General features: G+C 45.6%; 12 protein-coding genes and 1 riboswitch. Of the genes, 9 read left to right on the forward strand and 3 right to left on the reverse strand.

Annotated features, from left to right (window positions below; all coding sequences use genetic code 11):
- Window positions 1-9: 9 nt before the first annotated feature.
- Entirely contained in the window at window positions 10-300 is a 291-nt protein-coding gene (locus HUG20_RS15865) for a type II toxin-antitoxin system death-on-curing family toxin (RefSeq protein WP_200085664.1), read from the reverse strand.
- A gap of 310 nt (window positions 301-610) precedes the next feature.
- Between HUG20_RS15865 and desA the strand changes: the two genes are divergently transcribed.
- The 4 genes from desA (at window position 611) to HUG20_RS15885 (ending at window position 3,712) form a co-directional block, all read left to right on the forward strand.
- On the forward strand, window positions 611-1,657 hold the full coding sequence (desA, locus tag HUG20_RS15870; RefSeq protein ID WP_200085665.1) for a Delta(5) desaturase DesA: 1,047 nt from the start codon (window positions 611-613) through the stop codon (window positions 1,655-1,657).
- A 61-nt stretch (window positions 1,658-1,718) separates the two neighbouring features.
- A complete protein-coding gene (locus tag HUG20_RS15875) occupies window positions 1,719-2,855 on the forward strand; it encodes a sensor histidine kinase (protein ID WP_200085666.1) in 1,137 nt (378 codons plus the stop codon).
- On the forward strand, window positions 2,852-3,451 hold the full coding sequence (locus HUG20_RS15880; RefSeq protein ID WP_200085667.1) for a response regulator transcription factor: 600 nt from the start codon (window positions 2,852-2,854) through the stop codon (window positions 3,449-3,451). The genes HUG20_RS15875 and HUG20_RS15880 overlap by 4 nt, the downstream gene beginning before the upstream one ends.
- 66 nt (window positions 3,452-3,517) lie before the next feature.
- Complete coding sequence (locus HUG20_RS15885; RefSeq protein WP_200085668.1) at window positions 3,518-3,712, forward strand: hypothetical protein; 195 nt, start codon at window positions 3,518-3,520, stop codon at window positions 3,710-3,712.
- Between the two features lie 215 nt (window positions 3,713-3,927).
- Here the strand turns inward: HUG20_RS15885 and HUG20_RS15890 are convergent, their stop codons facing one another.
- Window positions 3,928-4,713, reverse strand: a complete 786-nt coding sequence (locus HUG20_RS15890) for an alpha/beta hydrolase (RefSeq protein WP_200085669.1) — start codon at window positions 4,711-4,713, stop codon at window positions 3,928-3,930.
- An 821-nt stretch (window positions 4,714-5,534) separates the two neighbouring features.
- On the opposite strand from HUG20_RS15890, the gene HUG20_RS15895 reads away from it, so the two are divergent.
- From HUG20_RS15895 to HUG20_RS15905, 3 genes are all read left to right on the forward strand, one after another.
- Entirely contained in the window at window positions 5,535-5,819 is a 285-nt protein-coding gene (locus HUG20_RS15895; protein WP_200085670.1) for a YrhK family protein, read from the forward strand.
- 178 nt (window positions 5,820-5,997) lie between these two features.
- A complete protein-coding gene (locus HUG20_RS15900) occupies window positions 5,998-6,516 on the forward strand; it encodes a gamma carbonic anhydrase (RefSeq protein WP_200090549.1) in 519 nt (172 codons plus the stop codon).
- 27 nt (window positions 6,517-6,543) lie between these two features.
- A complete protein-coding gene (locus tag HUG20_RS15905; RefSeq protein WP_200085671.1) occupies window positions 6,544-7,776 on the forward strand; it encodes an aminopeptidase in 1,233 nt (410 codons plus the stop codon).
- Window positions 7,777-7,830: 54 nt separating this feature from the next.
- Here HUG20_RS15905 and metK read toward each other — a convergent pair whose 3' ends face one another.
- On the reverse strand, window positions 7,831-9,045 hold the full coding sequence (gene metK / locus HUG20_RS15910) for a methionine adenosyltransferase (RefSeq protein ID WP_200085672.1): 1,215 nt from the start codon (window positions 9,043-9,045) through the stop codon (window positions 7,831-7,833).
- 104 nt (window positions 9,046-9,149) lie between these two features.
- A riboswitch (SAM riboswitch) is annotated at window positions 9,150-9,257 on the reverse strand.
- Window positions 9,258-9,653: 396 nt separating this feature from the next.
- Here metK and pckA point away from each other — a divergent pair.
- Together pckA and HUG20_RS15920 are read left to right on the forward strand one after the other, a co-directional pair.
- Window positions 9,654-11,237, forward strand: a complete 1,584-nt coding sequence (gene pckA, locus HUG20_RS15915; RefSeq protein WP_200085673.1) for a phosphoenolpyruvate carboxykinase (ATP) — start codon at window positions 9,654-9,656, stop codon at window positions 11,235-11,237.
- Window positions 11,238-11,773: 536 nt separating this feature from the next.
- Window positions 11,774-12,772 (forward strand): ABC transporter substrate-binding protein, encoded by a 999-nt coding sequence (locus HUG20_RS15920; RefSeq protein WP_246476445.1) that lies wholly within the window; start codon window positions 11,774-11,776, stop codon window positions 12,770-12,772.
- The last annotated feature ends 25 nt before the right edge of the window (window positions 12,773-12,797 follow it).

Here is a 12,797-nt window from a genome sequence, read left to right on the forward strand (position 1 = left end):
TGGAAACGCCTACATTTTTCTTGAGTGAACCTGTATCCATTCGCTGATTTCTTCAATACTAAGATGCTCAATGACAACGCGTAACGTAAAATCGACCATTTCATCTGCTGATGTACTTCGTTCATAACCGTTTTTGTACAGAAACATGAAAGTTGCCAAATGCGACGTTCGTTTATTCGCATTAGCAGAGCAATGATTTCGGGCTAAACTTTGATATAACGCTGCGGCTTTACTAGAAATGGTTTGATCGACTTTCTTTACTATGGATACGGTACCATCATCATTTAATGTGAACTTCACTGAGTCGCCTCAACCGGCTTTCAAGTGTTTTAACACTTCTTCTGGTAACGTGATGCCGTTCAATCTTCCGACATTCGTAATTTTTCTTTCCACATCTAACACCGCCATGGTTATATTCATCCTCCTTTATAATATAGTCATTTTTGTATTTTTATAACTATTATATTATTACAACGATTATAACAAATGTCCGCCGTTCTGTCCCCACCCATGACACTTATCATCCCCCATCCTTGACATCTATGTCTTACAAAGCTTTACGATTTCCCCTACGATGATGATAGCTATTAATCGTCACGGGGGAAAGCTTATGAGTAAACAAAAACAGGCACAGTTAAAAAAGAGTGTCGCGCCTTTTGCCAACCCGAATACGAAATCCAGCATCTGGCAGTTGGTGAATTCCATCTTGCCGTTTATACTACTTTGGTTCTTGGCCTATCAAAGTTTATCGGTTTCCATCTGGCTAACACTTGCATTGGCAGTGATCGCCTCCGGTTTTGTCGTGCGTATCTTCATTATTTTCCACGACTGTACGCACGGTTCTTTTTTCAAGAAAACAAAGACCAATCGCATAGTTGGTACGATCACTGGGGTTATTACCCATTTTGCTTTTGAAAAATGGAAACGTAGTCATGCGATGCACCATGCCACCAGCGGCAATTTAGATAAGCGAGGCACCGGGGATATTTGGGTGATGACGGTCGATGAATATATCAATGCTTCGTTTTGGCAAAGATTTGCATATCGCCTATACCGAAATCCAATTATCCTGTTCGGATTTGGGCCTCTCTTTCTTTTCCTTCTGTCCAACCGCTTTAATCGCAAAGGAGCCAAACGAAAAGAGAGGCTGAATACGTATGTGATCAACGTTTCGATTGCATCAATTTATGCGCTGTTAATATGGGGCATCGGTTGGCAAGCTTTTCTCATTATACAACTGCCCATCCTATTCATCTCGGGATCCCTCGGAATTTGGTTATTCTATGTTCAGCATACATTTGAGGATTCCTACTTTGAAAATGAAGAGGACTGGGATTTTGTCAAAGCCGCCGTTGATGGAAGTTCCTATTATAAACTCCCGAAAATCATGCAGTGGATCACCGGCAACATCGGCTTCCATCACGTTCACCACTTAAGCCCGAGAGTGCCGAATTACAATTTGGAAAAAACACATGCAAACACTCCGCCACTTCAAAAAGCAACGACGATCACCATGGCCTCCAGCCTGCAATCGATTCGATTTCGATTATATGACGAAACGAACCAAACGTTCGTAAGTTTTAAAGAAATGAAGGATTTGCTCAAAAAACCAAACACAAAATTTAAGCAGCGACCCTCAAGCGCACAACAAAAATAAGTCCTTCCGTTTTAAGCGGGAGGCTTTTCCTATGGTATACTTACAGGAAGGGGGATCCTCGATGCAAAACTGGTTTCATATTTTTCCGAAAAACACCGGGCTTAGTTTGTATGCTTGGCTGATTTTTTGCCTGCTTCCTTTTTCTTTTATTATTCATTCATCCTCATCATTTGAAGTAACCATCGGCCTTATTCTGTTGGTTCTTTTTTTCACCGCATACCGATTGTCTTTTATTAAAAGGGGCTGGACCGTTTACCTAACATTGAGCATTGAAATGACCATCAACATCGGAATGACGATGTATTTCGGTTATGTCTATTTCGCACTTTTTTTGGCTTTTTTCATTGGGAATATCCAAAATAAAGGCGGCTTTGTCACGTTATATGTGATTCATCTTACGACGACCATTTTTGCAATTACTGCCGGCTTTTTCCTGCAAAGCGAGACCTTTCTTATGCAGTTGCCGTTTATTTTGATCAGCGTCATTGGTGTTATTCTTCTCCCTTTTGTTATGTACAACCGAAACAAACGGGAACGGTTGGAACATCAGTTGGAAGACGCCAATGAAAAGATTTCGCAACTCATGGTCGTTGAGGAACGGCAACGAATTGCCCGTGACTTGCATGATACACTGGGACAAAAACTTTCCCTCATTGGTTTTAAAAGTGATTTGGCCGCTAAATTGTTCGATATTAACCCCGAATCTGCCAAATCGGAAATCGAAGATATTCATCATACCGCAAGAACGGCTTTGAATGAAGTGCGTGAGATCGTTTCTGATATGAAAGGAACCAAACTGAAAGATGAAGTTACCCGTGCCCGGGAAATTCTTAAAGCGACAAACATTGACTTCACGATTACCGGCGATACTGAGCTAAGCAGCACACCTTTACTCGTCGAAAATGTGTTAAGCATGTGTTTGAAGGAAGCGGTGACAAATATCGTGAAACATAGCCAGGCCTCTTTATGCCAGCTCTCCGTCAAAGATTCTTCGAATGAATTGGTAATGAAAGTCCGGGATAATGGAATTGGAATCCCTGCAGATCTGAAAACGACCATGGAGAGCGGCCTTGAAGGGATGAAAGAGCGTTTGGAGTTTGTGAATGGCAGCTTGAGCAAAGAATCAACCAATGGCATGACACTAACAATAAAAGTGCCCCATGTTGTTCAACAAACGAAATTGGGGGAATCACCATGATTCGCATTATTATTGCCGAAGATCAGCAAATGCTCCTGGGCGCGCTTGGCTCTTTGCTTGATCTGGAAGAAGATATGGACGTTGTCGGTAAGGCGCGCAACGGCGGCGAAGCGTTGACTTTCGTGCGAAACCATCAGCCTGATGTTTGTATCATGGATATCGAAATGCCGGTCAAGAGCGGATTGGATGCCGCAGAAGAACTAAAGGACCATTCGTGCAAAGTCATCGTTCTCACCACTTTTGCCCGCGCCGGGTATTTTGAACGCGCGCGTAAAGCGGGAGTAAGCGGCTATTTGTTAAAAGATAGTCCGAGTGAGGATCTGGCAAACGCTATCCGAACGATTACGGCCGGCAGAAAAATATATGCACCGGAACTTGTAGACATGGCATATGACAATGAAAACCCGTTAACAGAGCGCGAAGGACAAGTGATTCAACTGATTGCCGACGGAAAAAACACGAAGGAAATCGCAAATCAACTTTCGATTACGAGCGGCACCGTCCGTAATTACGTTTCCGTTATCTTGGATAAACTCGATGTAAGCAACCGGATCGAAGCGATTGCCCGATTTAAAGAGAAAGGATGGTTTAAATAGAGGGAGTGCAAAATAACGGAAAAAGACTGGCACATAAGTATTTTCCGTTGGTGTTGGCAAAACTGGATGCAAGGAAATCCATCCTATAAGCAAAAAACCCTTGTACTTCTGGCAACGTACGAAGGGATGGTGCTGCAATGGCGAGACTCCAGCGGAAAAACGGACGCGTCAAGACCCCGCAGCGCCGGTTTTGCGCGAGGAGGCTTGACCGTTCGTCCGCGGAAAGCGAAGCCATGGAAGCGGCATCCCGGCTTCAGCTGATAGCTGCAAGTTGTTCAGCAATCCCTAAATAGAGGGAGCGCAAAACAGTTTGGGTTGTGGCGCCGTAATAAAATGGCCGGCATTCTGGATGTGTTTCTCGAGAGATTCATTGTAGGGCATCAACCTGATAAACCATGAACAATAACTTTTAAATGCTTTTGGAAAAGGAGTGTCGCACCTGTACGCGGCACTCCTTTGTCATATGTACATTCCTCTTACAACCGTCCCAGTCTTTGCCAAATAAAATAAAGCATAAAGCGAAAAACCTCTTCCCGCTCCGGCTCGCTGAAAATTTCGTGATATAGCCCCCGCCATTCACGCAAAGCACGATCCTCAAGTCGCAATCGGTTGAACCATTCATGCGTCACTCTCTTATCCACAAGATAATCTTCCCCCGCTTGCAAGGTCAAGAGCGGGACGTTTGGAAATTGATAGGCATGTTCCAAACTCGTCTTCATCGCTTTCACCAACTCTTGATACCAACGGACGGTTACGTGATGTACATACAATTCATCTTTTAACAACTCTTTCTTCGTTTCTTCGTCTCGTGTCACTTGTTCCGCACGGATTCCGGTTTTCATGCTAAACGTCGGGATAACTTTGTGCAAGCCTCTGGCGATCAATGTCGACCCTTTCTTCGGCGGATCATAGAGATGCAAACATGGCGAAGACAAAATGACACCTCGAACAGGCAATTGTTTTTCCATCATTGTCCGGATAACACCAAGGCCTCCAAGGCTATGTCCGAAAAGAAAGACGGGCAAGTCGTAAACGGCCGCTTCATTATACCAATGATGGATCGACTCAATGTATTGGTTAAAGTGATCAATATGCCCTCTTTTCCCCCGCGTCCTTCCGAAACCGGGAAGATCGCCTGCAACGACATGAAAATGTTCTTTATTTAATCGTTCAATCAACCATTGATAGCGTCCATAATGTTCCCCTGCTCCATGTACAATAACAATGATACCGATCGGACTCTCACATTTCCATATTCGCATAATCGTTCCCCCTCCCATCAATCAAACCATTCCCTCTCCCTATTACACCATATATCGACAGCTTTTTCACGCCAAAATACATCCTAAAATCTATAAAAGTATTTAAAAATTGCCGATAATTATGGGCAAGTGCTTTTCCATTTCGGATAGACACAAAACTTGTATGCTTTATTTACCATCATTGTTATTAACTTCATGGCGAACTGGTATCACAAATGTGCCATGAAGTTTTTCCCTGTTATTTTTATTCCGGTACAAATACATAGTCCAACACGTGTCTTGGCCTTGTATTCGGATATTGGGTCAACACTAAAACATATGGTTGACAACTAGGTGTACTTGATGACAAACACTACGGAAAAACACGACGCTTTCCGTGGGCTTGCGCTCAGCCCCCTCGTTAGAAACCTTGGCTTATCGGCAAAAAAGAAGTTCGCTTTTTTCTGCGGGGTCTTCCCGCTGCGCTTTCCCACAGTCTCCGTGTTTTTCCTCCGCTAGTGCAGCATGGCAGAAATAAAAGATCACACCAACAAAAGCCACTGAGGTACGGGTTTGATTTAGTTTGCCCTCTTTGCGCAGGCTTCTATCGTTCTGAAATCTGGATGATCGCCGAAAACAGATCGATGGGCGGCTGCTTGCGGCCGATTGACGCGGGGCTTGTCCGATGCTGGGTGACCGAGTAATTCAGCCACTCTCCGCTAGGCCCTGTTATATTAAACGGTATTTTCAGAAATTAGAAGCGTTGCGATCGTACGTATGTTACTCTTATACAAACGAACTGAAAAACATCTAGTGGCAAATGGACAAGAAGGGATGATAGGATGGCGTTCAAACCTGCCGAAGAACTTGATTTACATTTGAAACATGCACAACAGCGCATTACTGCTTTCTACAAATTTCTCTACCAAATCAATGATTTACTGCTTGGCTTGGTATTCCTGACCGGGAGTTTTTTATTTTTTAATGATGACACAATGTTTGCCGGAACGGTGTTATTTGTTATTGGGAGTTTGCAAATGCTCATTCGTCCGATCGTTTCAATTGTGCATGATATTCATATAAAAAAGGTAAGAAAAAATCACATAAATCCAGGAATGAAAGCATGAAAACAATGTTACAAGGATTAGCGTCATCATTGATTTTACAATGAAACCTTTTTAAATGTCTGCATCATCATGCCAAAACAGATGCGAAAGTGTGTATCCCTCATTTCTGATATAATAAATGATAGGGAAAGCACATCATTTCCCCTTCTCACACTTAGCAAAGGAGGAAAGCATGATGATCATCTATCCGTATGATGATAAACTCCCCGAAATTGCAAAAAGTTGTTATATCGCCGACGGTGTTGTCGTTACCGGCGATGTATCGATTGGAAGTGACAGCAGCATATGGTTTCACACGGTGATTCGAGGCGATGTCGCGCCAACTGTTATTGGCAATCGCGTCAATATACAGGATCAATGTATGCTTCATCAAAGTCCTGCACATCCTTTAACTATTGAAGATGATGTTTCCGCCGGGCATCAAGTTGTGTTACACGGATGTGCGATCCGCCAAAAAGCTTTGATCGGCATGACAGCAACGGTGCTCGATGGCGCTGAAGTCGGAGAAGAGGCGTTTGTCGCGGCAGGCGCACTCGTCACTCCCGGAACGAAAATCCCGCCGCGAACACTCGCAATGGGAAGTCCCGCACGGGTCGTTCGCGACCTAAATGAGGATGATTTCGAAGAAATGAAGCGTGTGCGCGAAGCATATGTAGAGCGCGGGAAAACCTATGCAAAAGCAGAAAAAGAAACATAAAAAATACATACGAAAAGAGGGAAACAGATGACGACATTTCAAGAGCAAATCGAAAGCTATGCAGATATCGCCTTAAACGTCGGTGTCAACATTCAAGAAGGGCAAACACTCTTTATACGTTCCCCGTTGTTTGCCGCTGATTTCGTCCGCATCGTCGCGGAAAAAGCGTACAAAGCAGGCGCAAAACACGTTCGTGTCGATTGGAGCGATGAAGAACTTACACGCTTGAAATTTGAACTCGCTCCCGAAGAAGCATTTTCCGAATTTCCGAACTGGTACGCACAGGCAATGGAAGAGGAAGCGGAAAATAACGCCGCTTTTTTAACCATTACCGGCGGGGATCCCGACCTGCTGAAAGGCATCGACCCGGAAAAAGTCTCCACTGCCAACAAAACGAGCGGGAAAGCGATGGAAGGCTTTCGAGGCTACATTCAATCGGACAAAGTGAGCTGGTCCATCGTTGCAGTACCTTCCGTGAAATGGGCAGAGAGAGTCTTTCCGGAAGCCGAGGGAGAAGAAGCCGTTTCTAAATTATGGAATGCAATCTTTGACGCAACTCGCGTAAACGAACCCGACGCTGTTACCGCTTGGCAGGAGCACTTGAAAACGTTGGACGAAAAAATGGAAGCCCTAAACAGCAAACATTTTCATGCTTTGCACTATACAGCAGAAGGAACCGATCTGACGATTGAGCTTCCTGAAACGCACCTTTGGGCATCCGGAGGAAGCGTCAGCAAAGCAGGCGTAAATTTCGTTGCCAACATCCCGACCGAGGAAGTTTTTACTGCCGCTAAGAAAAAAGGTGTAAACGGAAAAGTTTCCAGTAAAAAACCACTCAACTATGGCGGAACCTTGATCAGCGACTTTACATTAACGTTTGAAAACGGGAAAGTGGTTGATTTTCAAGCAGAAGAAGGCGAAGAAACATTGCAACGATTGCTGAAAGGAGATGATGGCGCTTCTTATATCGGAGAAGTTGCCCTCGTTCCACACCGTTCCCCCATTTCAGACACAAATATTATTTTCTTCAACACGCTATTCGACGAAAATGCCTCCAATCACCTCGCTTTAGGGAGTGCCTACGCATTCAACATTGAAGGCGGCAAGGACATGGAAAAAGAAGAATTGGAGGAAAAAGGCCTCAATACAAGCATCACCCATGTTGATTTCATGGTCGGAGATGCGGATATGGACATCGATGGCATTCATAAAGACGGCACACGAGAGCCCGTTTTCCGAAACGGGGACTGGGCCTTTTAAGATTCCATTAAAAAACACCGTTGGAACATCCGGTTCTCAACGGTGTTTTTTCGCTTATTTCGCTTCCGCTACAAAAGCATCTTCTTTAAGCAACGTGGCTTTATCCGTACGTTCCCAAGGGAGATCAATATCCGTTCGCCCAAAATGACCATAAACAGCGGTCTGGCCATAAATCGGGCGCCGCAACCCTAGCATATGAATAATGCCGGCCGGTCGCAGATCAAAATGTTTCTCCACGAGTTGCAAAAGAAGGCTCTCCTTTACCTTACCTGTTCCAAACGTATCAATAGAAATGGAAACCGGGCGGGCAACGCCGATTGCGTAAGCAATTTGCACTTCACATTTTTTTGCAAGTTCTGCGGCAACAATGTTTTTCGCAACATACCTGGCAGCATAGGAAGCAGAGCGATCCACTTTTGTCGCGTCTTTCCCGGAAAAAGCACCTCCGCCATGACGCGCAATGCCGCCATACGTATCCACGATGATTTTCCGTCCTGTCAGCCCTGCATCTCCCTGCGGGCCGCCAATCACAAATCGACCGGTCGGGTTAATAAAAATATTGGTTTCTTCGTCGATTAAATGCTCCGAAACCTCTTCCAAGATAACGTGAGCCATTATTTCTTTTTCAAGCCTGGCCATGGCCACTTCCGATTGATGCTGTGCGGAAATAACGATCGTATCTACACGCAGCGGCCGGTTCTCTTTATCGTATTCAATCGTTACCTGCGTCTTTCCATCCGGACGCAAAAAAGGAATCGTTCCATCTTTTCGCACTTTTGACAGACGTCGTGCCAATTGGTGCGCCAAAAAAATCGGCAACGGCATATACTCTTCGGTTTCATCATCAGCATAACCAAACATTAACCCTTGGTCTCCGGCACCGATTGCCTCAATTTCTTCCTCGGACATTTTGCCTTCCCGCGATTCCAAAGCAGTGTTAACCCCTTGGGCAATGTCGGGAGATTGTTCATCAATTGCGGTCATCACCGCGCACGTGTCGGCATCAAGTCCGAATTTTGCACGTGTATAACCGATATCTTTCAACGTCTCCCTGGCGACTTTGGAGATATCGACATATGTCGTCGTCGTAATCTCTCCTGTCACCAGAATCATCCCCGTATTTGCCACCGTTTCACAAGCAACGCGGGCATTTGGATCTTTTTTTAATATTTCATCCAGAATTCGATCGGAAATCTGGTCACAAATTTTATCCGGATGGCCTTCCGTGACTGATTCAGACGTAAAGAGTCTGCGTCCATTCGCTTCCATCGTCCTCCTCCTTCGATGATCCGTTCTATATGTGTGGTGAATTGAGAATTAAAAAAAACCCTGATTTCCCGAGGGAAAAGGGTTATCGTTCTTACCTTTTTCGCCTCTTATCTTGCAAAGCATCTGCCACTTTGCCAGGTTGGCACCTTTCCCCCGTGGGGATGGTTGCCGGGCTTCCAAGGGCCTGTCCCTCCGCCTACTCTTGATAAGAGCGTACTTTAATACCTGTCGCATCAAAGTCGCAATCGTTATTTCCATATGATTTTAACACAGTTATGTCGAGAAAAAAAGATACAAGGCGTTCATACACAAGGAAACAATCGCTGATAATAGAACGCAAAACGGCTTTCAGTGATCTGTCATCGGTGCGATCTCCCAAAATAGAAGGTAAGAATCCGATCCATGCCGAATGACACCAATACACTCTAAAGGGCCAACGGCTCAAGACGGATTCAATCGCTTGATATCCGAAGTTCCAATCATTTCATTAACAGACACAAATTTTTTACACGAAAATAGTATAGACTATATGATAAAATGTGTTATACTAATTGCATCTAATCATCATTACATGCCCTCAGCTTAGCACAGAAAGGATTTTGTCGATTATGAGTACCGTTTCATTTGCATCAGCCTTGGACCATCTTTTAAATCAAAGACAGGCCGAATTCGATCTTCCCGAGCCTAGGTTAGTGGAAAGGGCACTCGCGCGTGATGAGGGCATTCTCACGAAAGCCGGTGCTTTCGCGGCGACGACGGGGACATATACCGGCCGCTCTCCTAAAGATAAATTTATTGTCGATGAACCATCTACCCGCGAGGACATCGACTGGGGACCGGTAAATGCGCCGATTGATCGTGAAGTGTTTTCTGCGCTTTATCGCAAAGTGCTTCATTATCTTGGACAACAAGAAGCGATTTTTGTCACCCACGGCTATGCCGGAAAAGATCAAAGTTATCGTTTGCCGCTCAAAGTGGTTAATGAATATGCGTGGCACAATTTATTTGCCCGCCAGTTATTTGTCCGCCCGAACATCGGTGAAGATCCAGCTGCAGAAGATGGCTTCACCATCGTTTCCGCCCCCAGATTCAAAGCGGATCCAAAAGTGGATGGAACTCGGTCGGAAGCATTCGTCCTTATTTCTTTTGAAGAAAAAGTGATCCTCATCGGTGGTACGGAATATGCCGGTGAAATGAAAAAATCGATTTTTTCCGTGATGAACTATCTTTTGCCGGCACGGGAAGTTATGCCGATGCATTGCTCGGCGAATACCGGAAAAGAAGGGGATGTCGCCCTCTTTTTTGGATTATCGGGAACAGGAAAAACAACGCTTTCCGCTGATCCCAATCGCTTTCTCATCGGAGACGACGAACACGGCTGGTCCGAAAACGGTATTTTTAACATTGAAGGGGGCTGTTATGCAAAGTGCATCCAGCTCTCCGAGGAAAAAGAACCGGATATCTACCATGCCATTCGCTTTGGAGCGGTCTTAGAAAACGTTGTAGTAGACGAAGAATCACGCTTGCCTGATTACGACGATACGTATTATACGGAAAACACACGCGCCGCTTACCCTATCGAGCACATCGATAACATGCTTGCGCAGGGAAAAGCAGGCCACCCGAACACGATCATTTTCCTTACGGCTGATGCATTCGGCGTGCTCCCGCCAATCAGCAAGCTGACGAAGGAGCAAGCGATGTACCATTTTCTGAGTGGTTACACAAGTAAGCTAGCGGGCACGGAACGAGGCATTACCGAGCCGGAAGCTACCTTCTCCAGTTGCTTTGGGGCACCGTTTTTGCCCCGCCACGCATCCGTATACGCGGAAATGCTTGGCGAAAAAATCGATGCGCATGACGCCAATGTTTTCCTTATCAACACCGGCTGGGCCGGCGGCAGCTATGGCACGAGCGATCGCATCGACTTGGCGCACACGAGAGCAATGGTACACGCAGCGCTTGAAGGAGAACTAAATCAGGTAGAATCCGTCATGGATCCTATTTTCGGTCTCCATGTTCCCACTCGTTGCCCGGGCGTTCCCGACAACGTTTTACAACAACGTGAAACGTGGAATGACCTGGAAGAGTATGAGCGAAAAGCAAAAGAGCTTGCCTCGAAATTCCACCGCAATTTTGAACGATTTACACACGTCCCGGAAAACATTCGAAATGCCGGGCCACTTCTTTAAACCGAGCGAAAGGTTCTTTCCTTTCCTCGGTTTTTTTCTTTCATCCCCGGCTTCATTCACCCCTTTTGAAGACAAAATTTTGGTATCGTCCGTCATTTTGTCCTTGGTCTGTCCACTTGAGCTAATTTCGCTGTCGCAGAATCCTTATCGCGCAAAGGATAAGAGCAAATCGAAAGTAGCCCCCAATACCAACACACAATCATAGGCATAGTAGCGTTCAACAGTATCTTTCACGGAACATTGACTCCAACGCATTAAAACCTCTGGATACCAATGCTCAGTATCAGATTAACCCTCGAGATTAGGTGTTGCGGACTCTTAGCGCTACTTGAATGCCATTTGAGTCCTCAGAATGCGGGGGTGCGGACTCTCAGCGCTACTTGAATGCCATTTGAATAGCACTGCTCCCGTTCTTGACGCCACATCCGCCCACCCGCCCTATTTTTTCCAAAACTCAAAAATCCTTTCTGGGCATCACCGAACACCCAAAGCACGCATAAGATGCGGTATCGATGCAAGGAGGGAAGATGATTATTATGAATAAATGGATCCGACGGGGATTGGCTCCGGTACTTGCTGTGCCTTTCATTTTAACCGCTTGTTCCAACGGCGATGATGGCGACGACGACACGGTAGAAGTGGCGGAAGTGACACGTTCCATTTTCTATGCCCCGCTTTATGTCGCCATTGAAGAGGGCTTTTTTGCCGATGAAAACATTGACATTGATCTTACAACTACTTGGGGCGGCGACACGACCATGACTGCGCTCCTATCGGATAGTGCAGATGTGGCGCTTGTCGGTTCGGAAACATCCATATACGTACACGCGCAAAACCCAAGTGATCCGGTTGTCAACTTTGGGGCGCTCACGCAAACAGATGGCACGTTCCTCGTTTCCCGAGAGCCGATGCCGGACTTTTCTTGGGAAGATCTTGAAGGAACGTCATACTTGGGACAACGCGCAGGTGGCATGCCACAAATGGCCGGTGAATATACCCTCCGCCAAAACGGGATTGATCCTCACGAAGACGTAGAGCTGGACCAAAGTGTCGACTTTGAAAATATCTCCGGTGCATTTGCGTCCGGTAGTGGGGACTTTGTGCAATTATTCGAACCAAATGCCACTGAATTCGAAGAAGAAGGCATCGGGCATGTCGTCGCCTCTTTCGGTGAAGAATCCGGCACGCTCCCATATACCTCTTTCATTACGAAGGAAAGCATGATCGAAGAAGATGAAGATGTGCTCGTTCGTTTTAACCGCGCCATCTATGAAGCACAACAATTCGTGGAAAACGAATCACCAGAGACGGTCGCCGCATCCATTGCCCCTTATTTTGATGAAACATCGGAAGACGTCATTGCTAACGTCGTTGAACGCTATGACGCTCAAGATTCCTTTGCAGAAGACCCTTATATTGATGAAGAAGGATGGCACCATCTCCAAGATATTATGGAGGAGTCCGGAGAATTGCCTGAGCGCATCGATTATGAAGATCTCGTTAATACCGACATTGCTGACCGGGCATTGGAATAAAGGGTTGCTTCCTTCGAGATCTCGA

The organism is Salicibibacter cibi (genome assembly GCF_016495865.1).
Lineage (GTDB): Bacteria > Bacillota > Bacilli > Bacillales > Marinococcaceae > Salicibibacter > Salicibibacter cibi.

What these genes read in the sequence shown, in the direction of transcription:
- HUG20_RS15890 (WP_200085669.1), bottom strand. Translation starts at nt 4,713, where the DNA reads ATGCGAATATGGAAATGTGAGAGTCCGATCGGTATCATTGTTATTGTA.
- HUG20_RS15880 (WP_200085667.1), top strand. Translation starts at nt 2,852, where the DNA reads ATGATTCGCATTATTATTGCCGAAGATCAGCAAATGCTCCTGGGCGCG.
- HUG20_RS15895 (WP_200085670.1), top strand. Translation starts at nt 5,535, where the DNA reads ATGGCGTTCAAACCTGCCGAAGAACTTGATTTACATTTGAAACATGCA.
- HUG20_RS15920 (WP_246476445.1), top strand. Translation starts at nt 11,774, where the DNA reads ATGAATAAATGGATCCGACGGGGATTGGCTCCGGTACTTGCTGTGCCT.
- HUG20_RS15905 (WP_200085671.1), top strand. Translation starts at nt 6,544, where the DNA reads ATGACGACATTTCAAGAGCAAATCGAAAGCTATGCAGATATCGCCTTA.
- HUG20_RS15875 (WP_200085666.1), top strand. Translation starts at nt 1,719, where the DNA reads ATGCAAAACTGGTTTCATATTTTTCCGAAAAACACCGGGCTTAGTTTG.
- metK (WP_200085672.1), bottom strand. Translation starts at nt 9,045, where the DNA reads ATGGAAGCGAATGGACGCAGACTCTTTACGTCTGAATCAGTCACGGAA.
- HUG20_RS15885 (WP_200085668.1), top strand. Translation starts at nt 3,518, where the DNA reads ATGCAAGGAAATCCATCCTATAAGCAAAAAACCCTTGTACTTCTGGCA.
- desA (WP_200085665.1), top strand. Translation starts at nt 611, where the DNA reads ATGAGTAAACAAAAACAGGCACAGTTAAAAAAGAGTGTCGCGCCTTTT.
- pckA (WP_200085673.1), top strand. Translation starts at nt 9,654, where the DNA reads ATGAGTACCGTTTCATTTGCATCAGCCTTGGACCATCTTTTAAATCAA.